Origin of the sequence: Streptomyces sp. SS7, assembly GCF_037993025.1 — a bacterium.
In the GTDB taxonomy this organism is placed as follows: Bacteria; Actinomycetota; Actinomycetes; order Streptomycetales; family Streptomycetaceae; genus Streptomyces.
On sequence record NZ_CP141223.1, the window covers coordinates 3,807,949 to 3,833,819 of the forward strand.

Sequence of the window (25,871 nt, forward strand, 5' to 3'; positions counted from 1 at the left end):
GTCCGAGCGCGCGGCATGTCCGTCTCGCAGGTTATCGCTGCTTGCGGGGGGCCTCTAAATCGCGGGTCACACCTGAGCGGTGATACCTGTCACATGATGTCGCGTTCACTGGCACGCAGTGTCGCGCAGGCGGGACCTCACCGGGTGGGGGTCGACCCGGTGAGGCCCCCTGACCAGCCCTTTCAAGGGCCGCGGGCGAGCGATCCCCGCCCCGACGGGGACCTCTCACCCTCCTCCGCGAGGCGCGAACCGGACAGTCCGACGGCTTTCGGCCATCCGGGCCGTCACCTCACGAAGTACTTTCGGGGAGCGCGGGACGGCGCTCAGGCTCCGTACGCCGGATCGCCCGGCTGCCCGGTCAAGCCGTGCGCGCACCGCTCTCCGGCAGCGACGCCCGCCTCGGCGTGCGGCCGCACCTCCTCGACCATGCCGTACGCCGTTCCGTCCGTGTCCAGGGGGGCGAGGGGGGCGGTGTGCACCGCCGGAACGGCGGGCGCGGCGGGCGCGGCGGGCGCGCGGTGCACCGCCGGAACGGCGGGCGCGGCGGGCGCGGCCAGGGCGGCGAGGGCGGAAGCCCTGGGGGCGAAGGAGGAGGCGGGCCGGTGGCCGGCCGCCCGCAGCGCCTGGTCGGCTCGGGCCGCCCGGGCACCCAGGATGACCTGGACGGCACCGCTCCTCGCCCTGGCCGCGGCCCGGGACCGGATGTGGGTGACGGTGGCGGTGTCCGGGAGCGTCGAGGTCATGTCGGCGACGGCCGGGAAACGGCGAATGTTCTTGTCCATGCGTACGTCAGATCCTTATGGGGGTTCCGAGATCTCGGAAGGCTGAGGGACGTTCCGGCGCCCGGGCGCGACGGCTCGGGGCACGGGTGGGCAGACCTGTTCCACCCCCGCGCGGCAGGTCTGCGACGAGGGAAGGGCCGCCCGGACCTAGCCGGGGAAGACCGGAACGTCCCGGTGCGCGTCCCGGGTCCCGGCCGCGTCCGACCGCACGACGACGCCGGACACCGGCGGCACCGGCATCCGGTGGGACACCGTCACGGCCTGGGCGTCGGCGTGCCGCGACGCGCCGCCGTCGAGCGCGGAGGAACCGCCCAGCAGACCGCTCGGCTCACCGCCGCCCGGGGCCCGGTGCGTGGGAGCCTGCCCGGCGCGGGCGGGCGCCGGGTCGTGGTGCGAGGCCGCGCGCAGGCCGGCCGGGGCGCCGGGGGCGGCGGGGCCGGCGGGCGACACGGGTCCGTACGACGCCGCGGCCGCGTCGGCCGCCTTGTGCCGCTGGGAGACGTGCCGGGACCGGTGTCCGTCGGGCGACGAGGTCACCGGGGAGTCCGGCGCGGGTGCCCGGATCACCGGCACGGGAAGCGGAAGCGGAAGCGGCTGCGCCGGGAGGGAGGGCGGCTCGGAGGCGTCGGGCAGCTCCGCCGGATCCGGCAGTCGTCCCAGGTCGGTGAGGACCGGCAGCTCCACCGGGAGGGGCAGCGCCGCGGAGACCTGCGCCACCTGCCCGGTCACCGCCGTCACGACCTCCTGCACCGGCCGCAGGACCCGCTCGACATGCACGACCGGGAGCGGGAGCGAAACCGGGAGCGTCAGCTCTACTGGTGCCGGAGTCGTGCGCGGTGCCGGTGCCGGAGTCGTGCTCGGTGCCTGAGCCGGTGCCGGTGCCGGTGTTGCCGGTGCAGGGGCCGACGGCGTGGCCGTCGCCCTCGTCACGGCCGTCGGTGTCCCCTCCGCCGCCTGCGCCCGCCCTCCGCAGAGGAGGCCGAGCGCGAGCAACCCGCCCACCAGCAGCGCCAGTTGCAGCGCACGCCGCCCGGCCGTCCCGCGCAGCACGCGCGGAGCGAAACCGGGCACGACGGTGGGCGAGCTCAAGAAGGGAGGGTCCTTGCGTGCGAGGGAATGTGCGCCGATCCTTGCACGCGGGTGCCGTGCTGACGCAAGCCCGCTGTCACCGATGGCTGGTCATGTCATCCATGTCCTTTTTGCGCTGTCCCCTGTGCCGACGCGGACGTCACACGGTGTCCGGCACGGGGAGCGGACGCCTCTCGATCGCCGCCGCCATCACCTCCGGGAACAGGTCAGGGGTGCAGGCGAACGCCGGTACGCCCAGCGCCGCGAGCGCGGCGGCGTGCTCCCGGTCGTAGGCCGGAGCCCCCTCGTCCGAGAGCGCGAGCAGCGCCACGAACTGCACTCCCGACGCCTTCATCGCCGCGACCCGCTTCAGCATCTCGTCGCGTATGCCGCCCTCGTACAGGTCGCTGATCAGCACGACGACCGTCTCGGCGGGCCGGGTGATCCGCGACTGGCAGTAGGCGAGCGCCCGGTTGATGTCCGTACCGCCGCCGAGGCGGGTGCCGAAGAGGACGTCGACCGGGTCGGCCAGCCGGTCGGTGAGGTCGACGACCGCCGTGTCGAAGACGACGAGCCGGGTGTCCAGGGACCGCAGGGAGGCGAGTACCGCCCCGAACACCGAGGCGTGGACCACCGAGGCCGCCATCGACCCCGACTGGTCGACGCAGAGGACGACCTCTTTCTTCAGCGACCGTGCCGCCCGCCCGTGTCCGACCAGCCGCTCCGGCACGACCGTCCCGTGCTCGGGCAGGTAGTGCCTGAGGTTGGCGGCGATGGTGCGGTTCCAGTCGATGTCGTGGTGGCGTGGCCGGTGGACGCGGGCGCCGCGGTCGAGGGCGCCGGTGAGAGTGGCCCGGGTCCGGGTCGCGAGCCGCCGCTCCAGGTCCTCGACCACCTTGCGGACGACGGCCCGTGCCGTCTCCTTCACCGTCTCCGGCATCGCCTGGCTGAGCGAGAGCAGCGTGCCGACGAGATGGACGTCGGCCTCGACCGCCTCCAGCATCTCCGGCTCCAGCAGCAGCGCCGACAGCCCGAGCCGGTCGATGGCGTCACGCTGCATCACCTGGACGACGGAGGTGGGGAAGTACGTCCGGATGTCCCCGAGCCAGCGCGCCACGGACGGCGCCGACGCCCCGAGCCCCGCCGAACGGTCCCGCCCCGTCGCGGGCCGCTCCGCCTTTCCGTAGAGCGCGGTGAGCGCCCCGTCCATCGCGGCGTCCCGCCCGGACAGCTGACGCCCGGTGCCGTCCGCCGCGTCCCCGCCGAGCACCAGCCGCCATCGCCGCAGCCGCTCCTGAGCCGCGTCGCCCGCCTCGACCGTCATCTGCCCACCCCCGCCAAGTCGCCGTCGAAGCCGCTGTCCAACCCGCCGTCCGAGTCGCCGTCCGAGTCGCCGTCAGCGCTGGTGTCGAGGCCGCCGTCCAGTCCCAGCAGCAGGCGTACCACCGGCAGCACCGCGTCGGCCCGCTCCTCGTCCAGCCCGGCGGCGAACCCGGGCCCGCCCGCCCCCGGCCGCATCGCGCCCGCCCGCTCCCCGGGCCCCCGCCGGACCAGTTCGCCGAGCGTCCTGCGCACCCCCGGCTCGTACGCCGAGAACGTCCGCCGCAGCAGTGGCAGCACATCCGTGAACGCCTCGGCCGGCACCCCCGTGAGCCAGCCGTCGACCAGCGCGAGCAGCCGCTCGTCGTGCACGAGGAGCAGTCCTCCCCCCGCTCCGCCGCCGACGAAGCCCTCGATCCACGCGGCCGCGTCCCGGGGCGGTGTCCCGGGCGACAGTGCGAGCCCCATGAGCCGGGCCGCCTCCTCCTGACCCACCTCCCCGTCGTCGAGCAGCAGCCGCACCGCCCGCCCCCGTACGACGCCCGCGACCCGGTCCCGCCCCGACAGCGCCCGCAGCACGGCTCGCCAGCGCGCCCGCAGTGCACCGTGGCGCGCGAGCGGGCCGTCCGTCGCCGGGGCGGCCCCGTCGCCGCCGTCCGGGGCCGCCGTTTCCTCCAGCAGCCCCACCGACCCGTGCACCGCGTCCACGTGCCGCCGCATCTCCTCCGCCGCGTCGGCGTCCAGACCGGTGCAGGCCGGGGCCAGACCGACGAAGATCCGTTCCGCGAGGCCGGTGGCGACCTCCGCCAGCGCGCGGGTGTCGGTACCGCGTACGTCGCCGTAGCGCAAGGAGCGGACCAGGGCGGGCAGCGCCTCGGCGAGACGGCCGACGTCCGTGTCCAGCGCCGCCCGGTCGGCGAGGACCCGCATCACGACGGACAGCGCGTCGGGGAGAGCGGCCGCCAGACAGTGTTCGGCGAGGGCGGTCACCTCGGCGAGGTCCCGCGCGCACACCGCGTCCGCCTCGGCCTTGGCGGTCGCCGCGGCGCTTACGGTCGTCCCCCACACGCCGGCCTCGGCGACCCGCACGGACAGTTCCGGTTCCCAGCGCAGCCGCCAGGTCTCCCGGAAGGTCCCGGTACTGCCCCGCGACGCCACCGGCTCGCCCCATGCGACGCCCAGCAGCCGCAGCCGGTGCAGGAGTCTGCTGCGCCCGGCGTCGGTGTCCTTGCGCAGATCGAGCTCCGCCTCCCGCTCCGCCGCCTCCGGTTTCAGCCGCAGCCGGCGCTGGGCCCGGTCGAGGTCCCGTTGCAGGGGCACGGCCGGCGCGCCGGAGGGCACCTCCCCGAGCACGTCCCCGATCACCAGCCGGTCCCGCACCAGCGCCAGCGGTACGTCCGACCCGTCGCCCAGTACGGCCCGTACCGCGTCGGTGGTCTCCGCCGGACCGGGCAGCGGCCGGCCGCGCAGCGCGGCGAGCGTCTCGGCGAGCCGGACCGCCTCGATGACATGCGCCGGGGACACGATCCGGTCCTCCGCGCGCAGCAGTCCGGCCACCTTGGTCAGCCATCGCTCGACCGGCCGGTCCGGCGCCCCGAACAGGTGCGCGTACCAGCCGGGCGAGTCGACGCCCGCCCCGTACCCCCCGTCCCGGGCCAGCCTGCGGTGGGTCCACGGCACCCAGGTCAGCTCGGACCTGACCTTGGCGAGCCCCCGCAGCAGGGCCCGGTCGTCGGCGACGGCCGCCTTGCGGCGCAGGGCCGGCACATGCCAGGCCCCGCACACCACGGCCACCCCGCCGTCTCCGTACTCCCTTTGTGCCGACCGCACCTGGAGCCGCATGTGCGCCTCCCGCACGAGGTCGCGGTTCCCCTCCGTGCCCTCGTACGCCTCCCGTACCGCCGTCATCGCCTCCTCGACGGCGGCGAAGGGTGCGAGCGGGTCCCCTCCGCCCGCTCCCCGGTGCTCGACGACGTCCTCCCACCAGCGTTCGGCGTCGTCGTACCCCGCGGCCTCGGCGAGCGCGCCGAGCGGGTCGATGCGCAGTGCGCCGCCCGGCGGGTCGCTCCCTTCCTCCACGGCCGGTCCGTCCTCGGCCTCCGCCCGGTCTTCCCACGCGAGGGTGTGGGCGGCGGGGAGGTCGATGAAGCGGGCCGGAACGCCCTGCTCCAGCGCCCAGCGCAGCGCCACCCACTCGGGGGAGAACTCGGCCATCGGCCAGAACGCGGAGCGTCCCGGCTCGTCGACGGCATGGGCGAGCAGCGCGACCGGCGGCCGCATGTCCCGCCCGGCGGCGAGGGGGATCAGCGGGTCGGCCTCGGGCGGGCCTTCGATCAGCACGGTCCGGGGCCGGGCGGCCTCCAGCGCCGCCCGCACCGCCCGCGCCGATCCGGGTCCGTGATGCCGCACCCCGAGCAGCAGCGGCCACCGCGCGTCCTCGCCAGACCGCTCGCCCCCCTGAATCCCCGTCATCCGCTCGCCCCCTGTCATCCCGTCGCGTCGTCAGATCCGCCGTCACCAGACCCGCGTCATAAGACCTGGGCCGTCAGATCCGCGTCATCAGACCCGGGCCGTCAGACCCGGGCCGTCAGACCCGGGCCGTCAGACCTGGGCCGTCAGACCCGGGCCGTCAGACCTGGACCCTCAGATCTGGACCCTCAGATCCGGGCCATCAGATCCGGATCACCACACCAGTCGTCACACACGCGGCCAGCGGGAGTCCTTCTCGTCGTTCATGCGGTTCATGTGCTCACCCTCCTTCCGTGCCGGTCGCAGCCGCGGCCATCTCGAGTCCTCGTCGTTCCGGTTCACTCACTCACCTCCCTGCAGGCGCGGTAGAAGTCGCCCCAGCCGTCGCGTTCGCGGAGTACCGTCTCCAGGTACTCCTGCCAGACGACCCGGTCGGCGGCCGGATCGCGGACGACAGCGCCGAGGATTCCCGCGGCGAGGTCGCCGGGCCGCAGCACACCGTCGCCGAAGTGCGCGGCCAGGGCGAGGCCGCCGGTGACGACGGAGATGGCTTCGGCGGTGGACAACGTGCCGCTGGGAGACTTCAGCTTGGTTCGGCCGTCGCCGGTGACGCCGTCCCGCAGTTCACGGAAGACGGTCACCACACGACGGATCTCGTCGACCCCGTGCGGCACGGCCGGCAGCTCGAGGGAGCGGCCGATCTGGTCGACACGCCGCGCCACGATGTCGACTTCGGCGTCGACGCTCGCCGGCAGCGGCAGCACCACCGTGTTGAAACGGCGGCGCAGAGCGCTGGACAGTTCATTGACCCCGCGGTCCCGATCGTTGGCAGTGGCGATCAGGTTGAAGCCGCGTACCGCCTGAACCTCCTGCCCCAGTTCAGGTATCGGCAGCGTCTTCTCCGACAGGATGGTGATGAGTGTGTCCTGTACGTCGGCGGGGACGCGAGTCAATTCCTCGACGCGCACCGTCGTCCCCTCCCCCATGGCGCGCATGACGGGACTGGGCACGAGGGCGTCCGGGCTCGGGCCGTGCGCCAGCAGCTGCGCGTAGTTCCAGCCGTAGCGGATGGCCTCCTCCGGGGTGCCCGCCGTGCCCTGCACCAGCAGGGTCGAGTCACCGCTGACCGCCGCGGCCAGGTGTTCGGACACCCAGGTCTTGGCGGTTCCGGGCACGCCGAGCAGGAGCAGGGCGCGGTCGGTGGCGAGCGTGCTGACGGCCACCTCGACGATGCGGCGCGGGCCCACGTACTTCGGTGTGATCGCCGTGCCGTCGGGCAGGGTGCCGCCGAGGAGATAGGTGGCGACGGCCCACGGCGACAGCTTCCAGCGAGCCGGGCGCGGCCGGTCGTCCTGGGCGGCGAGCGCGGCGAGTTCATCGGCGAAGGCGTGTTCGGCATGCGGCCGCAACGCCTGCGCGGGCTGGGTCTGACCGGGTTTCACGAACGTCGGGTCTACGGACACGGACATGGCTGAGGTCCCCCTCCAGCTCGGCCGGTTCGGGTCTGGTGTCCACCGTGCACCACCCCACTGACAATGCGTCGTGACCTGCGAAAACGCCGTGGAGCGGGGAGGCGTCGGGCCCGCGCGGGGCCGATTGTCAGTGGGAGGACCTACCGTCGACGACATGACTCAGCAGGAGGTGCGCTGGACCGCGGACCAGGTGCTGGCACTGGCGCCTGATCCCGCGTCACGCAAAGCGGGGAGCAAACTCGGCGTGGCCGGGGCGTGGTTCCAGGCGGGCAGGTCGCGGGAGGGGGCGGTGTGGGGGGTGTGCGGCGGCAGCGGCGGCGCGCGGTACCGCACGGTCGTCGACACCCCGGCCGCGCCCGGCACCCCCGGACCGGGGTTCTCGTGCACGTGCCCGAGCCGCAGGTCCCCGTGCAAGCACGCCCTCGGTCTGCTGCTGCTCCGGTCGGCCGGGGAGGCGGCCGTCCCGGTGGCGCCGGCGCCGGACTGGGCCGAGAGGTGGATCGCGCGACGACAGGGGCGTACGGAGGAGAAGGGGGAGGTGGGCGCGGCGGGTCCCTGCTCCGGACCGGCCGATCCGGAGGCGGCGCGCCGCAGGGCGGAGCGGCGCGCCGAGCGGATCACCGCGGGGGCGACGGAACTGGAACAGCGGCTGGCCGATCTCCTGCGCTCCGGCCTCGCCGCGGCCGAGCAGGCGGGGTACGGGCTGTGGGAGGAGACGGCGGCCCGCATGGTCGACGCCCAGGCCCCCGGACTGGCGGCGCGCGTGCGGGAGTTGGGGGCGATCCCGGGGTCCGGACCCGACTGGCCGGTCCGGCTGCTGGAGGAGTGCGCCCTGCTCCACCTCCTCGACCAGGGCTGGCTGCACCGCGAGCGGCTCCCGGAGACCCTGGCCGCCACGGTCCGCTCCCGCGTCGGCCTGACCTCCCGGCCGGCCGGCCCGCCACTGCGCGACCACTGGCTGGTCCTCGCCCAGCACGACACGCCCGACCCGAAGCTGACGACCCGCCGGATCTGGCTGCACGGCATCGCCTCGGGCCGCACGGCCCTCGTCCTGTCCTACGGCGCCGCGGGCCGCGCCCCCGACCTGGCCCTGCCGGTCGGTCTGGCCCTGGACGCGGAGCTGTCCGTCCATCCCGGCCCCGGGCGACGACGGGCGGCGCTGGGCGAGCAGTTCGCGCCACCGGCGCCGACCACGGCCCGCCCGCCGGGCCTGACGACGGCAGGGGCGGCCGCCTCCTACGGCGCGTCACTGCGCGACGACCCCTGGCAGGAATCCGTCCCGGTGACCCTGGACCGCGTCGTACCGACCCCTGACGGCGCGTCCTGGCAGCTGGCCGACGCCGACGGCGACACGGCCCTGCCGCTCACCCCGGCGGCCGCCGCCCGTCCCGGCCTGTGGCGGCTGGTCGCGCTCTCCGGCGGCGCCCCGGTGACGGTGTTCGGCGAGTGCGGCCACCGGGGTTTCACCCCGCTGACCGCCTGGCCGCCCGGCCCGGGAGAGGCGGTACCGCTGTGACCGAGACGGAAGGGACACCCCTGCACGCCACCTCGCCTCACATCGCCGCACCCGCTCCCGCGCCCCTCGCGGACACCGCTCCCGGCTGGGAGGACCTGGTCACCGCCGCCCTCCTGGGCACGGATCGCCGTCCGCCTCCCGGGTCCGTCACGGGCCGTCCGGCGCCGTCCGCGCTGCTGGACGCGGCGGCGGCCGAGACCGTACGGCGCCGGGCCGGGCTGCGTCCGGGACGGGCCGCGACCCGCCCCGAACCGGCCCCCGCCGATCCGCGCCCCACCCTGCCCGCTCCCGCGGCCCGCAGACTCGCCCTGCTGCTCGCCGACCGCCCCGGCACCGCCGGAACCGGGCGCAGGGGGACCGCACCGGACCTCGTGGAGCTGCTGCCCCAGTGGCTGGCGACGGCGAACGCGCACGGGTACGCCCCGCCCGCCGAGGCCCTGCCCGCGCTCCTCGACGCGGCACGCGGGCGTACCGACCTGCGGCCGGCCGCACTGAGGTTCGCGGGCCCGCGCGCCCTCTGGCTGGCCCGGCTGAACCCGGAGTGGCGGTTCGCGCTGCGCGCCGCGCCGGGCGGGGACGCCGCGCTGCCGCGCCCGGAGGAGACCGGGCGCATCGAGAAGCTGTGGCAGGAGGGCCTGTTCGCCGAGCGGGTCGCCCTCCTCGCCTCGCTGCGTTCCCGCACCCCCGACGCGGCCCGCGCGCTGCTGGAGTCGACCTGGCCGACGGAGCGCGCGGAAGACCGGCTGATGTTCCTCGACTCGCTGCGGGCGGGCCTCGGTGAGCGGGACGAGCCGTTCCTGGAAGCGGCGTTGGCGGACCGCAGCCGCAATGTACGGGCGATCGCGGCCGAGTTGCTGTCGGCGCTGCCGGGTTCGGCGCTCGCCGCGCGGATGGCGGTGCGGGCGGGCGCGTGCGTGGCCCTCGACCATACCGGCGACACGCCGACGCTCGTCGTCGAGGCGCCCCATGCGTGCGACGCGGAGATGGAACGCGACGGCGTCGCCCCCAAGGCCCCGTCGGGGCGGGGCGAGCGGTCGTGGTGGCTCGGCCAGTTGGTGGAGGCGGCCCCGCTCACCGCCTGGCCGGCCCGGCTGGGCGGGCGGACACCGGAGCGGATCGTCGCGCTCCCGGTGGCCGACGACTGGCTGGGCGAGCTGCACGCGGCCTGGTGCCGGGCCGCCGTACGGCAGCGGGACGCGGCCTGGTCGCGGGCGCTGCTCGGACCGCCGTCCGCGCCCGGGGCGGGCGGTCCCGGCGCGGTGTCCCTGGCCGAGCGGGCCAAGCTGCTGGCCACCCTGCCGGTGGGCGAACGGGCGGAGTGGGTGGCCGGTTTCATCGCGGCGCACGGGCTGTCGGAGGCGTTCCAACTGCTCGGCGTGTGCGCGGTGCCGTGGGCCGCGCCGCTCGGGCGGGCAGTGGTCGACGCTCTCAACATCGCGCGCGACGCGGGAAGTTACCCGTGGAGTTTCAGCGGGGTCATGGGTCTCGCCGAACGCTGTCTGGACCCCTCGGAGGCCTCCCGGCTGGACGCGCTGCTCGCCGTACCCGACGAACCGGAGGACGCGTCCCCCGGGGCCGGGGGCTACTGGGCGGAGGCGTTCCAGCGCCTGGGGACGACCCTGCGGCTGAGGGCGGTGATGGCACAGGAACTGGCCGGGGTGCCGTCGTGAGGGCGCCGCCCCGGCCGGCCGGCCGTCGCCGGGACCGGCCCGGATTCCCGGCCTGCATGCCCGACCCAGATGGCCGACCCAGATGGCCGACCCAGATGCGCGGCCTAGATGCGCGGCCTAGATCTCGGTCCGCTGTCCGACGTTCTCGCGGACCCAGTCAACGATCGTCGCCATGGTCGTGCCGGGGGTGAAGATCGCCGCGACGCCCTTCTCCTTCAGCGGGGCGATGTCCGCCTCGGGGATGATCCCCCCGCCGAAGACCAGGATGTCCGCGGCGTCCCGCTCGCGGAGCAGTTCGATCACCGCGGCGAAGAGCGTGTTGTGCGCGCCGGACAGGACGGACAGTCCGATCGCGTCGGCGTCCTCCTGGATCGCCGTGTCGACGATCTGCTCGGGGGTCTGGTGGAGCCCGGTGTAGACGACCTCCATGCCGGCGTCGCGCAGTGCCCGGGCGATCACCTTGGCGCCGCGGTCGTGGCCGTCGAGTCCCGGCTTGGCCACCACCACACGGATCGGGCCGGATGCCACACCCATGACTGCCTCCCAGAAGCGACTCCGCCCGCTCTCGACGGCCGGGACACCCCGTGCCACCACCCGGGGAAGTGAACGAACGTTACCGCCAGCATCCCGCAACCGGCCGTTTCGTGGCATGGGCCAACGGGAAAATCACACGATGGGACAGTAATGGGAGCCGCACACGAGGTCGCCGTACCGCCGCGCCGCAGACCGCGCGCCGCGGCGGTACGGCGCATCGGTACAGACGCGACGGACCCCCGGGGCCGAAGGACCCCGCCGGCCGCCCGGCAGCCGACCTCCTCCGCCACGGCTCCCACGAGGGCACACGGGGGACAGAGACGTCCTCGGAGTGTGCCGACAGGAGGTCGGCGATGCAGGTCACCAGGGTGCTGCAGCCCTTTCTTCCGCTCTACCGGCGTCTGCTGCCGGACCTTCCGAGCCTGCCGAACATCCCCGGCAGGCTGGCCGGGCTCTCCACGGCCCTGCTGAAGGCCACGGTCCTGGACCTCGCGATCCTCGCCGGCCACCTGCTGCTCTACCCCTCCGGCATCGCCCCGGAGCGGCGTCCCGCCGCGCTTCCGCCCGGAGAGAACACCGCATCGAACAAAAGTGGCACCACGTGCCCCACCCAGCTGCCCACCCCGGCCCCGCTCCCGGTGGTCCTGCTGCACGGCTTCATCGACAACCGCTCGGTCTTCGTCCTGTTGCGCCGCAGCCTCGCCCAGCACGGCAGGCATCGCGTGGAGTCGCTGAACTACTCGCCCCTGACCTGCGACATCCGTACGGCAGCCGAGCTGCTCGGGCGGCACATAGAGGAGATATGCGAGCGCACCGGCAGCACCCGGGTCGATGTCGTGGGGCACAGCCTGGGCGGTCTGATCGCGCGCTACTACGTGCAGCGGCTGGGCGGTGACGTCCGGGTCCGTACCCTCGTCACGCTGGGTACCCCGCACACGGGCACCAAGGCGGTGCCGCTGGCGAACGCGCACCCGATCGTGCGCCAGATGCGCCCCGGCTCCGCGGTCATCGAGGAGCTGTCCCGGCCCGCGTCCGGCTGCCGTACGCACTTCGTCAGCTTCTGGAGCGACCTCGACCACCTGATGGACCCGCTGGAGACGGCCCGGATCGACCACCCCGACCTGCTCGCGCAGAACGTCCGGGTGACGGGGATCGGCCATCTCGCCCTGCCCGTGCACCCGGCGGTCGCGACCGGCATACGGCAGGCCCTCGACACCTCGGAGCCGGCCACGGCCGGCCCGCGCGCCGGCGGTCTGACGGTGGCGTGAGACCGGCCCGGCAACCGTTCGAAGGGATTCGATAGACGTTCGAGACCCACCCCGCCTCGAACAATCTTCGAACATAAGGCCAAACCCGCGTCCGCCGTCCCCCGAAACACGGCCGATTGCCCCTTTCCTTCGAGCACGAAACCTGCGGAAGATTGTCGCGCCCGCATACCGACGGGTACAGTCGCCGCACTGCTCTGGCAGCCCCTGTTGTCGAGGCGAGAGAGAAGTTGGTGAACGACCGTCACCCGTCGGGGACCACGACCACCCCGGCTCCGGCTTCCGACGCCGACTCCGCGCCCTACGCGTCGTACGGCACCCAGGAAGCCTCGTACGACGGCTTCTCCGAGTACCACGGCTATGACAGCGGCTATGACACCGGCGCCCAGCACACCGGCCACTTCGCGGCGGACCCCCACTACGGCGGACACCCCGGCGACGGCACGGGCACCGGCCTCGGCGACAGCTCCTACGGCACCGGGCAGTGGAACGTCGGCGCCCAGCCGACCATGGTCGACACCGGCGGCCACCAGCTCCACGACACGAGCGGCCACCAGGTCCTGAACTACGACCCGTACGCGGCCCAGCACCACGCCGCCTACGACTCGGGCGCCTACGACACGACCGGCTGGACGACCGGCCACCAGCAGCTCCCGCTCGTCCCGCCGCAGACCTCGGCGTCCGACGCCAGCGGTCAGTGGGACGCGAACGCCTGGCTCCAGCCGGACCAGTCCGGCAACCCCGCCGACCAGACCCAGCACTGGGAATGGGGCACCCAGACCTTCGAGACCGGCACCTACGACGCCACGCAGTGGAACTCCGACGGCGACGGCGGGACCGGCGCCTCCGACACGTACGAGCAGTCGGCCGAGGTCCCCTTCGACCAGCAGCCCACCGCCACCTTCGAGTCGATCTCCCCCGACGAACAGGGTTTCGACGACGGCGAGTTGTCCGCCACCGGTGAGCTGCCCGCCGTGTCCGCACACCCCCTCCTGGACGACCAGGAGGAGATCGTGCCGGCGCCCGCCACCCGCGCGGCCGCCCGCAACGCGAGCCGTTCCCGCCGCCGTACGCCCCCGAAGCGCTCCGCGCTGCTGACGGTGGCCGTGCCCTCGGCCTGTGTGATGGGGGTCGCCGGGATCGCCGCCGCCTCCGTGGGCACGCTGACCGGCGGCGACGACAAGGACACCACGGCCACCGCCTCCGACGCGCAGCCGGTGAAACCGTCCGCCGCCAACAACAAGCTGGACGCCCAGCTCACGACCCTCAGCGCCGAGGCCGACAACTTCGCCGACCGGGCCAGCCGGACGCAGGAACGCATCGACCTCAAGGAACAGCAGGCCGCCGAGAAGAAGAAGGCGGCTGCGGAGGCGGCCCGCAAGGAGCGGCTGCGCCCGAAGTACGCCCTCCCGGTCGCCCAGCGCGGACTGAGCGCCTACTTCGGCCAGGCCGGCGTCAACTGGATGTCCCAGCACACCGGCATCGACTTCCCCGTCTCCTACGGCACGACGGTGATGGCGGCGACCGACGGCACCGTCCGGACGCAGTGGAACAGCGCCTACGGCAACATGCTGATCGTGACGGCGAAGGACGGCACGGAGACCTGGTACTGCCACCTCTCCACCTACCGTGTCGCCTCCGGTTCGACGGTGAAGGCCGGCGACCCGATCGCGTACTCCGGGAACTCGGGCAACTCCACCGGTCCGCACCTGCACTTCGAGGTCCGCCCGGCCGGCGGTTCGCCCATAGACCCGCTGCCGTGGCTGCGCAGCCACGGGCTGGACCCGACGTAACACCCAGGACTGTCTGCCCCGAGCCCCCGCCCTACCGGCGGGGGCTCACTCGTGGGCGCCGCCTGGCCCCACCCCGTGAGCCGCTACAGCGTGGGCCCCTAGAGCTTCTCGACCGGCGCGTACCGCAGCAGGAGCCGCTTGGGCTTGCTGTCGCCGAAGTCGATGGTCGCCTCCGCGTTCCCTCCCGTGCCCTTCACACCGACGACCGTGCCCAGCCCGAACTGGTCGTGCGTGACGCGGTCACCGACGGCCAGCGCGACCACCGGCTTCTCCGTCGCGCCCCGGCGGGTCGCGAAGCCGGAGGCGCCGGCCGCCGAGGAACGCGAACGGGACGAGGACAGCGAGGCCGCCACGCCGGAGACCGGACCGGAGGACACGGGCGCGCTCGCCCCCTTCCGCTTCCAGTCCACATGCGTCGCCGGGATCTCCTCCAGGAACCGGGAGGGCGGGTTGTACGACGGCTGGCCCCAGGCGCTGCGCAGCGAGGACCGCGTGAGGTAGAGCCGCTCCCGGGCGCGCGTGATGCCGACGTAGGCCAGTCGGCGCTCCTCCTCGAGCTCCTTGGCCTGGCCGAGGGCGCGCATGTGCGGGAACACGCCGTCCTCCATGCCGGTGAGGAAGACGACCGGGAACTCCAGGCCCTTGGCGGTGTGCAGGGTCATCAGGGTGATGACGCCGGAGCCGTCCTCGTCCTCGTCGGGGATCTGGTCGGAGTCGGCGACGAGCGCGACCCGCTCCAGGAAGGCGGCGAGACCACCGGTGGCCGCGCCCTCCCCCTCGGCCTGCTCCTGCTCGAACTCCAGGGCCACGGCGGCGAGTTCCTGGAGGTTCTCGATGCGGGTCTCGTCCTGCGGGTCGGTGGAGGCCTGCAACTCGGCCAGATAGCCGGTGCGTTCGAGCACGGCCTCCAGGACGGTCGCGGGGCCCGCGCCGGACTCGACGATCGTCCGCAGCTCCTCCATCAGCACGTTGAACCGCTTCACCGCGTTCGTGGAGCGCGCGGCCATGCCGTACGCCTCGTCGACGCGCTTGAGGGCCTGCGGGAAGCTGATCTTCTCGCGCTGGGAGAGGGCGTCGATCATCGCCTCGGCTCGGTCGCCGATGCCGCGCTTGGGCACGTTGAGGATCCGGCGCAGCGGGACGGAGTCCTCCGGGTTGGCGAGGACCCGCAGGTAGGCCAGGACGTCCCGGACCTCCTTGCGCTCGTAGAAGCGGACACCGCCGACGACCTTGTAGGGCAGGCCGACGCGGATGAAGACCTCTTCGAAGACCCGGGACTGGGCGTTGGTGCGGTAGAAGACGGCGACATCGCCGGCCTTGGCGTCGCCCGCGTCGGTGAGGCGGTCTATCTCGTCGGCGACGAACTGCGCCTCGTCGTGCTCGGTGTCGGCGACATAGCCGGTGATGCGCGCGCCCGCGCCCGCGTTGGTCCACAGGTTCTTCGGACGGCGGGACTCGTTGCGCTCGATGACGGCGTTGGCGGCGGACAGGATCGTCTGCGTGGAGCGGTAGTTCTGTTCGAGCAGGATCGTCGTCGCGTCCGGGTAGTCCTCCTCGAACTGGAGGATGTTGCGGATCGTCGCGCCGCGGAAGGCGTAGATCGACTGGTCGGCGTCACCGACGACGCACAGTTCGGCGGGCGGGACGTCGTACTCGTCGGGCGGGACGTCGACGGGGTGCTCGAAGGTGCCGACCAGCTCCCTGACCAGGGCGTACTGGGCGTGGTTGGTGTCCTGGTACTCGTCGACGAGGACATGACGGAAGCGGCGGCGGTAGTGCTCGGCGACATCGGGGAAGGCGCGCAGCAGATTGACCGTCGTCATGATCAGGTCGTCGAAGTCGAGCGCGTTGGCCTCGCGGAGCCGGGACTGGTACATCGCGTAGGCCTGGGCGAGGGTCTTCTCGAAGCCGTCGGCGGCCTGCGCGGCGAAGTCCTCCTCGTCGATCAGCTCGTTCTTCAGATTGCTGATCTTGGCGCTGAAGGACTTCGGCGGGTAGCGCTTGGGGTCGAGGTCCAGATCGCGGCAGACCAGGGCCATCAGCCGCTTGGAGTCGGCGGCGTCGTAGATCGAGAACGACGACGTGAAGCCGAGCTTCTTGCTCTCGCGGCGCAGGATGCGTACGCACGCGCTGTGGAAGGTCATCACCCACATCGCGTTCGCGCGCGGGCCGACGAGCTGCTCGACGCGCTCCTTCATCTCGCCCGCGGCCTTGTTGGTGAAGGTGATCGCGAGGATCTGGCCCGGATGGACGCCGCGCTCGGCGAGGAGGTGGGCGATGCGGTGGGTGAGCACCCGGGTCTTGCCGGAGCCGGCGCCGGCGACGATGAGCAGGGGCGTGCCCGCGTGGACGACGGCCGCGCGCTGGTTGTCGTTGAGCCCCTCCAGGAGGGCGGCCGCGTCGATCGCCGGGCGGGGGGCGCCGTCGCGGTAGTACACGTCCCGGTTCGGGGGCGCGTCGAACTTCCCGCCGAACAGATCGTCCGGAAGCGACTCCGGGCCGTGATCGTCCTCGGGCGGCGGCGGGGGTTCCTCCTCGTGGCCGGCGGGGGCCTGGAGGTTCGCCAGGAAGCTGTCGTCAAAGAGGCTGCTCATCGCTCTCCGAGTCTAGGGCGCCCCACCGACAACGCGTGGCCGTCCCCCGAACATCCCCCGCCCTCACCTTCCGAGGCGGCGATATCACAGCACGTGACCCCGCGTCTCGCCTTTACGCAAGATAACGAAAACGTATCGGGCATATCGCCCGGCAACCTTCACAGAAGCCACACGAGTTGGCTACCGTTCCGGGCAGGCCACACGGATCCCCACCGGCGAACCCCGCCGTGCCGGACGGCCTCCGCCGAGCCCGACGCGCCCCCCGTGCGGCAGCCGGAGCCGGGGACCCACCGAGACCCCCGGGGTGAATCGCCCGACTCCCCAGCGGGAGACGGCCGTAGGGCGCCCTCCCGCACCATCCGCCCGAACCCTCCCGCACCGCCCACCCGGTCGGCGGACGATGGAAGGAGTCGCCTCCCTTGGCGTCGCAGCACCGCAAGCCGCGCTTCTGGGGCAGCCGCGTGGCAGGCATACGCACGCCCAGCCTGGCCACCGCCGCCCTCACCTCCGTGGCCCTGCTGTCCCAGTCGGCGAACGCCGCCCCCTCCGACGGCCAGCCGAGCCTGGAGGAGGTCGAGAAGAAGCTCGACGACCTCTACCGCCGGGCCGGGTCGGCGACCGAGAGGCACAACGGCGCCACGGAGGGGACGACCAGGCAGCCCAAGCGGGTGGACGGTCTCCTCGACGACGTCGCCCGGCGCACCCGGAAGCGCGACGAGGCGCGGGAGGAACTCGCCTCCTCCGCCACCGCCCGGTACCGCCCCGGCGCCTCCGCGCCCGACACGGCGATGTTCCCGCCGGCGGACTCCCCGCAGGACCACGTCGACCGGACACAGCTCATGGACCGGCTGACCGACCGCCAGAAGGGCGCCGTCGACGCCTACGTCACCGAGCAGGCGGCGACGACGCGCGAGCGGCAGGAGGCCGCCGAGAGCCTCGCCCCTCTCGGCGACGCCGAGAGCGAGCTGAAGACCGCCAAGGCCGCCGTGCAGAAGAAACTCGGCGACGCGCGCGTGCTGCTGGCGCGGCTGACCGCCCGGGAGCAGGCGCGGCCGGCGGAGATCGAGCAGCAGAGCCGGGAAGAGGCCGCACGCAAGGCGCCCGCCCCTCCGTCCACCTCCTCCTCGGACTCCTCGTACACCGGCCAGGCCGAGAAGGCGCTCGCGTTCGCCCGCGCGCAGATCGGCAAACCGTACGTCTGCGGCGCCACCGGCCCCGACTCCTACGACTCCTCCGGCCTCACCCAGGCCGCCTGGAGGGCCGCCGGCGTCTCGCTGCCGCGCACCACCTACGACCAGGTGAACGCCGGCACCGCCGTCTCCCTCGCCGACGCCCGCCCCGGTGACCTGGTCTTCTTCTACGACGACATCAGCCACGCCGGCATCTGCCTCGGCAACGGCATGATGATCCACGCCCCGAAGCCGGGCAGTTACGTCCGCGAGGAGTCGATCTACTACGACGGCGAGTCGAACATCCACAGCGTGGTCCGCCCGGCCTGAGCGGAGCCCGCCGCCGGCACGCGCGTGCAGGTCGTTTTTCGCGACTACGCGCGTGTGCCGCCGCCGGAGCCGCCTCGCGTCCTTAGCATCGGGCCCATGCCCGGCACCTCCTCCCTGCGCGCCTGGTGGGCGCGGCGTCCGCCGGCGGCCGGCGCCGCCGTGCTGGCCACCGGCGTCCTGTCGATCGGACTGCGCCTGGCGGGGCACGAGGTCCTGTCCCACGTCGCGCTGGCACTGGCCGGCGCCGCCTGGGTGGCGCTGGCCGCCGACTTCGTCGTACGGCTCCTGTGGGAGCGCCGGCGCTGGCTCGCGGAGGCCGGCACCCCGGGCGGGCTGACCGCCGTGGCCGCCACGACCGTGCTCGGCACGGGCGTCTCGGCCCTGGGCCGGCCGAACCTGGCCTGGGCTCTGCTGACGCTGTCGGCCCTGCTGTGGCCGGTGCTGATGGCAGGTTTCCTGCGGCAGGTCGTCCGGCGCCTCATGAGCCACCGGGCCCGCGGGATGCCCGGAGCCGTGTTCCTGTGCTGTGTGGCCACCCAGGGGCTCGCCGTGCTGGGCGCGACCCTGGCGAAGGCCGAGGCCCTGTCCTGGCCGGCGCACACCGCGCTCGTGCTGTTCTGGCTCGGCCTGGTGCTCTACGTGGGCGTGCTCGCCCTGTTCGACCGGCGGCAGGTCACCGAGGGCGCGGGGGACCAGTGGGTGGCCGGCGGGGCGCTCGCCGTCTCGGCGCTCGCGGGGGCGCGGCTCATCGACGCGGACCACGCGCTGTACCTGTGGAACGCCGACGACCGGGGCGTCCTGCGCGGGACGACGGTGGCGCTCCTCGTCCTCGCCCTCGTCTGGTACGCCGTCCTGCTCGCCGCCGAGGTGCTCCGGCCGCGGCCGCGCTACGACGTACGGCGGTGGGCGACGGTGTTCCCGATGGGGATGACGGCCGTGGCGGCCATGTCCGTGGCGACCGCCGCCGGCGTCCCGGGGCTGAAAGGGCCCGGGAAGGTGCTGCTGTGGGTCGCGGTGGCCGCGTGGCTGGCGGTCGCCGCGGCGGCCCTGATCGCCGGGTCCGGCAGGTCCGTCGGGCTCGGCGGGTCCGGTGCGTCCGGCGGGTCCGTCAGGTCCAGAGGACGGCGATGAAGATGTTCGCCACGGTCAGCAGGCCGACCAGGCCGAACAGCGGCTTCTCCACCTTCTCGTCGTCCCGCTTCACATAGACCAGGCCGAGGATCACGATCAGCAGCGCCAGCTTCACGCCGATCTTGATGTTGTTCAGGGGCTGGTCGTCGGCCTGGTTGAGGCCGACCAGGATCACACCGGTGACGAGCATGGTCGCCGCGCCGTGCAGCATCGCGGGGACGAACCGGGCCGTTCCCCCCGCTCATCGCCTTCATCTGGGTGAGGAAGCCACCCAGGAGCGCGGCGATGCCGATGATGTGCAGACCGACGACGAGATGGATGAGTACGTCCATGAGACCGGATGCTAATCAGCCCGGCCCCGGCCACCCGACACCGGCCCCCACCACCCGGCGCCACCCTCCCCGAGCGACGGCACTCGCATATATGCGTCCATAGCATCCCACTGCGCCGGGCTGCCCGGGAATCGCGGCATCGATCATCGCGCCGCGCGAACCCGACGCCCCGGCCCGGCCCGCCGCGCAGAAACTGTCAGCCGGTGGTCCGCTCGTGCCTTTTCCGCACATCGGGCCACCGACCCGACGCCGTCGGGCCTAGCGTCCTGCCCCAGGTGACCGGCTCCCCACCGCCGCCCGGACCAGGGGCGGCAGTCGGACACCACCGCCGAGAAGGTCCGGCGGTGTCCCGCTCCCCCTGTGCGGGCCGCCGCCGGACACGTCAGCGCCTCCCTCGGTCGTCCGTCCGCTCCCCCGACGGCCGAGGGGCCGCCTGACAGCCGTGCGGCCCGTCAGACGACGGTCGGGCAGCCCCCACGGCCGAGGCGGTCGTACGAAAGGACGTGCAAGTCCCACGTGGCAGCGCACCGCAAGCCCCGACAGCGCTCGCTCGGCGGCCAGACGGCCCGTACGGCGTTCACCCTCGCCCTCGCGGGCGCGGCGACCGCCACGGCCTTCGACGGAACCGGCCAGGCCGAGCCCCAGCTGACCACCGCACAGGTCAAGGTCAAGGTGGACAGGCTGTACCAGGAGGCGGAGACGGCCACCGAGCGGTACAACGGCGCGCAGGAGAAGGCCACCGCCGCCGAGCAGCGCCTGCGGACCCTGCGGGACGAGGCGGCCCGCAAGGAGGAGAAGCTCAACTCGGCACGGGAGGCGCTGGGCACGATGGCGGCGGCGCAGTACCGCAGCGGCGGCCTCGACCCCGCCGTGCAACTGGCTCTCTCCGACGATCCCGACCAGTACCTGGACGGCGCCGCCTTCGCCGAACGCGCCGGCGACCGCCAGTCCGCCGCCGTCACCCGCGTGCGCCGGCAGTTGCGCGAGATCGAGCAGCTGCGCGGCGCCGCCCGTCTCGAACTGTCCTCGCTCAAGGCCCGCAAGGCGGAGCTGAAGGAGCACAAGAAGACCGTCACCGACAAGCTCGCCGCGGCCCGCAGCCTGCTCTCCCGGCTCACGGCGGCGGAACGGGCCCGGTTCGCGGCCGACATGGGCGGCGGCACCGCGACGGCCGACCGCGCCTCACGCGGCTCCGCCGGCGCCCGCGCCCCTCTCCAGACGCCCGGCACGGCCACCGCCTCCGCACCCGACTCCCGGGCGGCGGCGGCCGTCTCCTTCGCCTACTCCAAGCTGGGCAGCCCCTACGTCTGGGGTGCCACCGGCCCGAACGCCTTCGACTGCTCGGGCCTGGTCCTGGCCGCCTACCGCTCCGCCGGGGTCTCGCTGCCCCGCACGACCTACGCCCAGATCGGCATCGGCCGACGCGTCTCCCGCTCCGAACTGCGCCCCGGCGACCTGGTCTTCTTCTACTCCGGCATCACCCACGTCGGCCTCTACATCGGCAACGGCCGGATGATCCACGCCCCGAACCCCTCGGCCCCGGTACGCATCGCCCCCATCGACGAGATGCCCTTCGCGGGCGCGACCCGGGTGGTGTGAGGAGACCGCCTGGTGGGTCGTGGTGGGGTCGTGATGGGTCATGCCACGTCATGACCGCGGGGGTCACACCAGGCGGCGGGCCGTCGCCCAGCGCGTCAGCTCATGACGGTTGGACAGCTGAAGCTTGCGGAGCACCGCCGATACATGGGACTCGACCGTCTTCACCGAGATGAACAGCTGCTTGGCGATCTCCTTGTACGCATAGCCGCGGGCGATGAGGCGCAGCACCTCGCGCTCGCGCTGGGTGAGCCGGTCGAGGTCCTCGTCGACCGGCGGGGCGTCGGTGGAGGCGAAGGCGTCCAGGACGAACCCGGCGAGGCGCGGCGAGAAGACCGCGTCGCCCTCCTGCACCCGGAAGATCGAGTCGACCAGATCGGTACCGGTGATCGTCTTGGTGACATAGCCGCGGGCACCTCCGCGGATCACCCCGATCACATCCTCCGCCGCGTCCGAGACGGACAGGGCGAGGAAACGCACCGGCTGTTCGGTGTCGGCCATCAACGAGGCACAGCGGCGGAGCACTTCGACCCCTCCTCCGCCGGGCAGATGGACGTCGAGCAGCACCACCTCGGGCCGGGTCGCGGTGATGACGGTGACGGCCTGGTCGACGTCCGCCGCCTCGCCGACGACCTCGACGCCCGTCTGCTCGGTCTGGCCGATCTCGGCCTGCACACCGGTGCGGAACATACGGTGGTCGTCGACCAGCACCACCCGCACGCGCCGCCCGCCCGTGCTCTCGCCGGAAGTCCGCCCAGGCTCGGACGTGCCCCCCGCTGCCGCCGCCGCGTTCGTCTCGGTCGGGTCGCTCATGACGTCTTCTCCACCCTCTCCATCTCCAGCTCGACCTCCGTGCCGCCACCGGGCACCGCCCGCAGCCGGGCCGTGCCGCCGTTGCGCTCCATACGGCCGATGATCGATTCTCTAACGCCCATGCGGTCGGCGGGTATCGAGTCCAGGTCGAAGCCGGGGCCGCGGTCCCGGACGGACACGAAGACCGTCCTGCCCTCGACTTCGGCGTACACCTGCACGGCGCCCCCCTCGCCACCGTACTTGGCGGCGTTCACCATCGCCTCGCGCGCGGCCTGCATCTGTGCCCCGACCCGGTCGTCCAGTGGGCCGTCGCCGACGACCACGACCTCGATGGGGACGCCGTGCTTGTCCTCCACCTCGGCGGCGTTGCGCCGGACCGCCTCGGCGACCGTGGTCGGCTCGTCCTCCTCGTCCTTGCCGGTGCCCTCCGGTTTGTAGAGCCAGGTGCGCAGGTCGCGTTCCTGGGCGCGGGCGAGACGGCGCACCTCGCCCGCGTTCTCCGCGTTGCGCTGGATCAGGGTCAGGGTGTGCAGCACGGAGTCGTGGACATGGGCGGCGACCTCGGCCCGCTCCTGGGCCCGGATACGCATCAGACGCTCCTCGGAGAGGTCCTGGGTCATCCGGACCAGGTAGGGCCCGGCGAGGAGGGTGATGCCGACGAGGACGGCGAGCGCGGCCTGGAGGACCGAGCCGAGGTGGGCTGCTGAGCCCTGGAGGACGAAGATGCCGGAGACACCGGCGGTGACGAGGAGGACGCCGGCGCCGGCCCGCAACAGGGTGAGCGTGCGGCGTCTGCGTCCGACCTCGACCCAGCGGGCCCGGCGGGCGTTGTCCGCCTGACGCCAGACGAGGGCGACGCCCGCGCCGACCAGGACGGCGGGCAGGAGATAGGCCTTGGCGCCGCTGCCCAGGTTCACATTGCCGACGAAGACCAGGGCGACGACGACCATCAGGAGCAGGGCGACGATCTGGCCCCGGTCCGGCTTGCGGGGGACGAGTCTGCGGCGGCCGTCGGGCGCGGTCTCGGTGGAGACCAGGGACGGCGGCCTCTGGTCTCCGACGCCCCCGACGCCGAGGGGCACGAAGAACCAGAAGGCCGCGTAGAGCAGGGCGCCGAGACCGTCCGCCATGAACAGGCCGACGAAGACGAGCCGCACCCATACGACGGGCAGCCCGAGATGCCCGGCGAGCCCCCGCGCCACGCCACCCAGCCAGCGTCCGTCGCTGCTGCGGTAGAGCTTGCGCGGCGGCCGCGGTTCGACGAGTGGCGCTGCTGCGGCTTCCGGCATGCCAACGATGGTCACACAGCGTGCGGGGCCGGGCATCAGGGTTCGCCCCCGAGACGCCCCTGATCTTCGGCCCGGGCGCAGGTCGAACACCTCCCGGGCGTCGGCTCAGGGCCGATATCAGGGTCCGACCAGGGTCGTTCCGACTGCCGCCGGGGCCGCGGGCCCGCCACCATGGACCCATGGAAAATCACCAGCACGCCGCGGACGCCGTGCCCGACGGGGGCACCGCGCCCGACGCGGCCGCCCCGTCCACCGGTGCCCACGACGCCGCAGGTGAGAATCCTCGCGCGCACGACCGGGCGGGCCCGCCCTCGCACGAGGACAGCGGAGACAGCGGAGACAGCGGAGACGGCGGACCCAGCGCGGACACCACAGACCACAGCGACCACAGCGACCACAGCGACCACAGCGACCACAGGAAACACGAACACAGGGGAGCGGACGGTATGTCCGAGGGGCCGGGCCGGGGCGACGAGGCCCTCACCGCCGCGGCGCAGTCGACCGCCCGGCCGGGTGCCGAAGGTGCCGAAGGGGCCGCGGCCACCGAAGGGCCCGAGGGGCCCGGCCGGTTCCGGCGCGACCGGCGGTACAAGATGCTGGCCGGGGTGTGCGCGGGGCTGGGGCGGCATTACGACATGGACCCGGTGATCTTCCGGATCACGCTCGCGGTGCTCTCCGCGACGGGCGGCATCGGTCTCCTCTTCTACGGTTTCGCGTGGCTGTTCGTCCCCTACTCCGACGACGAGCAGCACGAGGTGCGCAAGCTGCTGACCGGCCGGGTCGACGGCCAGGCCCTGGCGGCCGTGCTGTTCGCGCTGGTCGGCTGCGGGGTGTTCCTGTCGATGCTGAACAACGGCAGTGTGCTGACCTTCGCCGTGGTGCTCTCGCTCCTGCTCGCGGGGGCCGGGTACTGGTCGCGGCACCGGGGCTCGCCCGACCCCGATCCGCTCGCGGCGCAGGCCGTCGCCGACGCCCCGCCGGAGGCCCAGGCACCGCCGGTCCCGGCTGCCTATCCCTCCTGGTGGCGGGACCCCATCGTCAAGGACGGCACCCATGACGGCGGCACCGGCTATCTGTGGGGTCCCCAGGATTCCCGGCAGCGGGACGTCGCGGCGGCGGTCAATGTCGGCCTCAGCGGCCACCCGGGCGCCCGCGCGCACATACGCGTCCCGCCCGGCCGCTCCCCCGCTCCGCGCGGCCCGCGCTGGACGGGCGGCTGGGTGTTCCTGCTGGCCCTGCTCGCCGGTGGGCTCGTCACCCGGCTCACCTGGGACGACCATCCGCTGGGCACCAGCCTGCAGGCCGGGCTGGCCACCGCGCTCATCGTGCTCGGCGCGGGGATGGCGATCAGTTCGTTCCTGGGGCGCACCGGCGCGGGGTCGGTGTTCCTGGCGTTGGTCACCGCCGGCCTGCTGGCGGCTTCGACGGTCCTGCCCAGGGACGTGAGCACGCACTGGGTCGACCGGACCTGGCGGCCGGCGGCGGTGTCGGAGGTGCGGGGTGCCTATGACCTCGGCACCGGTGACGCGACGCTGGACCTGTCCCGGCTGGACGTGGCCCCGGGACAGACGGTCCGCACGAACGCGGAGGTGGGGGTGGGCCGGCTGCGGGTGATCGTGCCGCCGGACGCGACGGTGAGGCTGAGCATCGACGTGGGGCTGGGCGATGTCCAGCTGCCCGGCGAGAACAAGGAGGACGTGGACGTGGAGCCCGGCAAGCACAGGGCGGTGACGCTGCCGGCGGTACCGGGCGGCAAGGACACGGCCGGGACGCTCGACCTGGACCTTCAGGTCGGGGTGGGACAGGCGGTGGTGAGCCGTGCTGCGTCATGAGTTCCAGCCCGGCAGGCTGATCGCGGGCGGGTTCTTCACCCTCGCGGGGGTCGTCTACGCAGGTGACGCGGGCGGGCTCTGGGAGACGCCCTGGTTCGCGGTCATCCCTCTCGTCGTGGTCGGCCTCTGCCTGGCCGGCGTGGCGGGGATGGTGGCCCGGTCCCTGCGCAGACGGCGCCGGACCGGCCGGGACACCGCACCCGCCACCGGGACCGCACCCGCCCCCGGGACCACGGGAGCGCGTCCCGGCGGTGGACCGGGGTGAGGCGAGGTCAGTCCAGGCCGCCCGCCCGTTGCCGGCGCCGGCTGTGCCAGAGCGCGTCGAGCGAGAGGTAAGGGGCGCCCGCGAGGACGAGGGGGAGCCAGGCCATCAGGTAGATGAGGTCGTTGCCGTAGTAGTACGGGTCCGAGGCCCAGCTGACCGTGAGCCAGAGGGAGAGGGAGATCAGCGCGCCGCCGAGAGCGGCGAGCCGGGTGAGGAGGCCGAACAGGGCGCCGAGGCCGACGGCGAGCTCGCCGAGGGCGATGGCGTAACCGAAGCCGACCGGGTTCTTCAGGGCCAGGTCGACCAGGGCGGGGATGGCCGAGGAGTCACGGACGGCACGCATGGTGTCGCCGATCGAGCCCGCGCCGCCGTCCTTCATGAAGGCGCTGTCGGTGAGTTTGTCGATACCGGCGTAGATGAAGGTGACGCCCAGGAAGATCCGCAGAGGAAGGAGGGCGTAGTGGGTGGCGGTGTCCCGCCAGCCCCGGCCGCCGCCCTGGAGGTAGGGGGGATAGGTGTCCGTCCGCATGCCGTGAGTCATCGCCCGTGGCCGCCTCTCGCCCTGAGTGGTGGTACCCCTCAACAGACCATACGTACGAAATGGGGGGTGCGCTCAATTGTCCGCACAGCC

General features: G+C 73.5%; 19 protein-coding genes and 1 pseudogene. 9 read left to right on the forward strand and 11 right to left on the reverse strand.

Features of this window, described 5'->3' with window-relative positions; all coding sequences use genetic code 11:
• Positions 1–323 precede the first annotated feature (323 nt).
• The 5 genes from U5640_RS17500 to U5640_RS17520 form a co-directional block, all read right to left on the reverse strand.
• Complete coding sequence (locus U5640_RS17500; RefSeq protein ID WP_340376725.1) at positions 324–782, reverse strand: hypothetical protein; 459 nt, start codon at positions 780–782, stop codon at positions 324–326.
• 147 nt (positions 783–929) lie between these two features.
• The gene (locus U5640_RS17505; protein WP_340376726.1) at positions 930–1,871 is read right to left on the reverse strand and encodes a hypothetical protein; all 942 of its coding nucleotides are present in this window, start codon (positions 1,869–1,871) and stop codon (positions 930–932) included.
• A gap of 139 nt (positions 1,872–2,010) precedes the next feature.
• Positions 2,011–3,174, reverse strand: coding sequence for a VWA domain-containing protein (locus tag U5640_RS17510; RefSeq protein WP_340376727.1), 1,164 nt, complete (start codon positions 3,172–3,174; stop codon positions 2,011–2,013).
• Entirely contained in the window at positions 3,171–5,642 is a 2,472-nt protein-coding gene (locus tag U5640_RS17515) for a DUF5682 family protein (RefSeq protein ID WP_340376728.1), read from the reverse strand. Before U5640_RS17515 ends, U5640_RS17510 begins: the two co-directional genes overlap by 4 nt.
• Before the next feature lie 335 nt (positions 5,643–5,977).
• Positions 5,978–7,108 carry an AAA family ATPase gene (locus U5640_RS17520; protein ID WP_340376729.1) on the reverse strand — a complete coding sequence of 377 codons (1,131 nt, stop codon included), beginning with the start codon at positions 7,106–7,108 and terminating at the stop codon, positions 5,978–5,980.
• Between the two features lie 157 nt (positions 7,109–7,265).
• Between U5640_RS17520 and U5640_RS17525 the strand changes: the two genes are divergently transcribed.
• Both U5640_RS17525 and U5640_RS17530 read left to right on the forward strand, forming a co-directional pair.
• Complete coding sequence (locus tag U5640_RS17525; RefSeq protein WP_340376730.1) at positions 7,266–8,627, forward strand: SWIM zinc finger family protein; 1,362 nt, start codon at positions 7,266–7,268, stop codon at positions 8,625–8,627.
• Positions 8,628–8,668: 41 nt separating this feature from the next.
• Positions 8,669–10,297, forward strand: a complete 1,629-nt coding sequence (locus U5640_RS17530; RefSeq protein WP_340385171.1) for a DUF5691 domain-containing protein — start codon at positions 8,669–8,671, stop codon at positions 10,295–10,297.
• A gap of 117 nt (positions 10,298–10,414) precedes the next feature.
• On the opposite strand, the gene U5640_RS17535 is transcribed toward U5640_RS17530, so the two are convergent.
• Positions 10,415–10,831 carry a cobalamin B12-binding domain-containing protein gene (locus U5640_RS17535; RefSeq protein ID WP_340376731.1) on the reverse strand — a complete coding sequence of 139 codons (417 nt, stop codon included), beginning with the start codon at positions 10,829–10,831 and terminating at the stop codon, positions 10,415–10,417.
• 353 nt (positions 10,832–11,184) lie between these two features.
• Here U5640_RS17535 and U5640_RS17540 point away from each other — a divergent pair, with 353 nt between their 5' ends.
• Together U5640_RS17540 and U5640_RS17545 are read left to right on the forward strand one after the other, a co-directional pair.
• Positions 11,185–12,099, forward strand: coding sequence for an alpha/beta fold hydrolase (locus U5640_RS17540; protein WP_340376732.1), 915 nt, complete (start codon positions 11,185–11,187; stop codon positions 12,097–12,099).
• Positions 12,100–12,329: 230 nt separating this feature from the next.
• Positions 12,330–13,889, forward strand: coding sequence for a M23 family metallopeptidase (locus U5640_RS17545; RefSeq protein WP_340376733.1), 1,560 nt, complete (start codon positions 12,330–12,332; stop codon positions 13,887–13,889).
• A 98-nt stretch (positions 13,890–13,987) separates the two neighbouring features.
• Here the strand turns inward: U5640_RS17545 and pcrA are convergent, their stop codons facing one another.
• Positions 13,988–16,483, reverse strand: a complete 2,496-nt coding sequence (pcrA, locus tag U5640_RS17550) for a DNA helicase PcrA (RefSeq protein WP_340376734.1) — start codon at positions 16,481–16,483, stop codon at positions 13,988–13,990.
• Between the two features lie 419 nt (positions 16,484–16,902).
• Between pcrA and U5640_RS17555 the strand changes: the two genes are divergently transcribed.
• Positions 16,903–17,982 (forward strand): NlpC/P60 family protein, encoded by a 1,080-nt coding sequence (locus U5640_RS17555; RefSeq protein ID WP_340376735.1) that lies wholly within the window; start codon positions 16,903–16,905, stop codon positions 17,980–17,982.
• A 96-nt stretch (positions 17,983–18,078) separates the two neighbouring features.
• Entirely contained in the window at positions 18,079–19,113 is a 1,035-nt protein-coding gene (locus tag U5640_RS17560; RefSeq protein WP_340376736.1) for a tellurite resistance/C4-dicarboxylate transporter family protein, read from the forward strand.
• Here the strand turns inward: U5640_RS17560 and U5640_RS17565 are convergent.
• A pseudogene (locus U5640_RS17565) lies at positions 19,091–19,445 on the reverse strand (hypothetical protein). The gene U5640_RS17560 and the pseudogene U5640_RS17565 sit on opposite strands and share 23 nt — an antisense overlap.
• A gap of 516 nt (positions 19,446–19,961) precedes the next feature.
• Here U5640_RS17565 and U5640_RS17570 point away from each other — a divergent pair.
• A complete protein-coding gene (locus tag U5640_RS17570) occupies positions 19,962–21,044 on the forward strand; it encodes an NlpC/P60 family protein (protein ID WP_340376737.1) in 1,083 nt (360 codons plus the stop codon).
• 63 nt (positions 21,045–21,107) lie between these two features.
• Here the strand turns inward: U5640_RS17570 and U5640_RS17575 are convergent, their stop codons facing one another.
• Positions 21,108–21,854, reverse strand: coding sequence for a response regulator transcription factor (locus tag U5640_RS17575; protein ID WP_340376738.1), 747 nt, complete (start codon positions 21,852–21,854; stop codon positions 21,108–21,110).
• Positions 21,851–23,143 carry a PspC domain-containing protein gene (locus tag U5640_RS17580; protein WP_340376739.1) on the reverse strand — a complete coding sequence of 431 codons (1,293 nt, stop codon included), beginning with the start codon at positions 23,141–23,143 and terminating at the stop codon, positions 21,851–21,853. Before U5640_RS17580 ends, U5640_RS17575 begins: the two co-directional genes overlap by 4 nt.
• Positions 23,144–23,322: 179 nt before the next feature.
• On the opposite strand from U5640_RS17580, the gene U5640_RS17585 reads away from it, so the two are divergent.
• Both U5640_RS17585 and U5640_RS17590 read left to right on the forward strand, forming a co-directional pair.
• Complete coding sequence (locus U5640_RS17585) at positions 23,323–24,975, forward strand: PspC domain-containing protein (RefSeq protein ID WP_340376740.1); 1,653 nt, start codon at positions 23,323–23,325, stop codon at positions 24,973–24,975.
• Positions 24,962–25,240 carry a hypothetical protein gene (locus U5640_RS17590; RefSeq protein ID WP_340376741.1) on the forward strand — a complete coding sequence of 93 codons (279 nt, stop codon included), beginning with the start codon at positions 24,962–24,964 and terminating at the stop codon, positions 25,238–25,240. Before U5640_RS17585 ends, U5640_RS17590 begins: the two co-directional genes overlap by 14 nt.
• A gap of 7 nt (positions 25,241–25,247) precedes the next feature.
• Here U5640_RS17590 and U5640_RS17595 read toward each other — a convergent pair whose 3' ends face one another.
• Positions 25,248–25,781, reverse strand: coding sequence for a DoxX family protein (locus tag U5640_RS17595; protein ID WP_340376742.1), 534 nt, complete (start codon positions 25,779–25,781; stop codon positions 25,248–25,250).
• Positions 25,782–25,871: the final 90 nt, after the last annotated feature.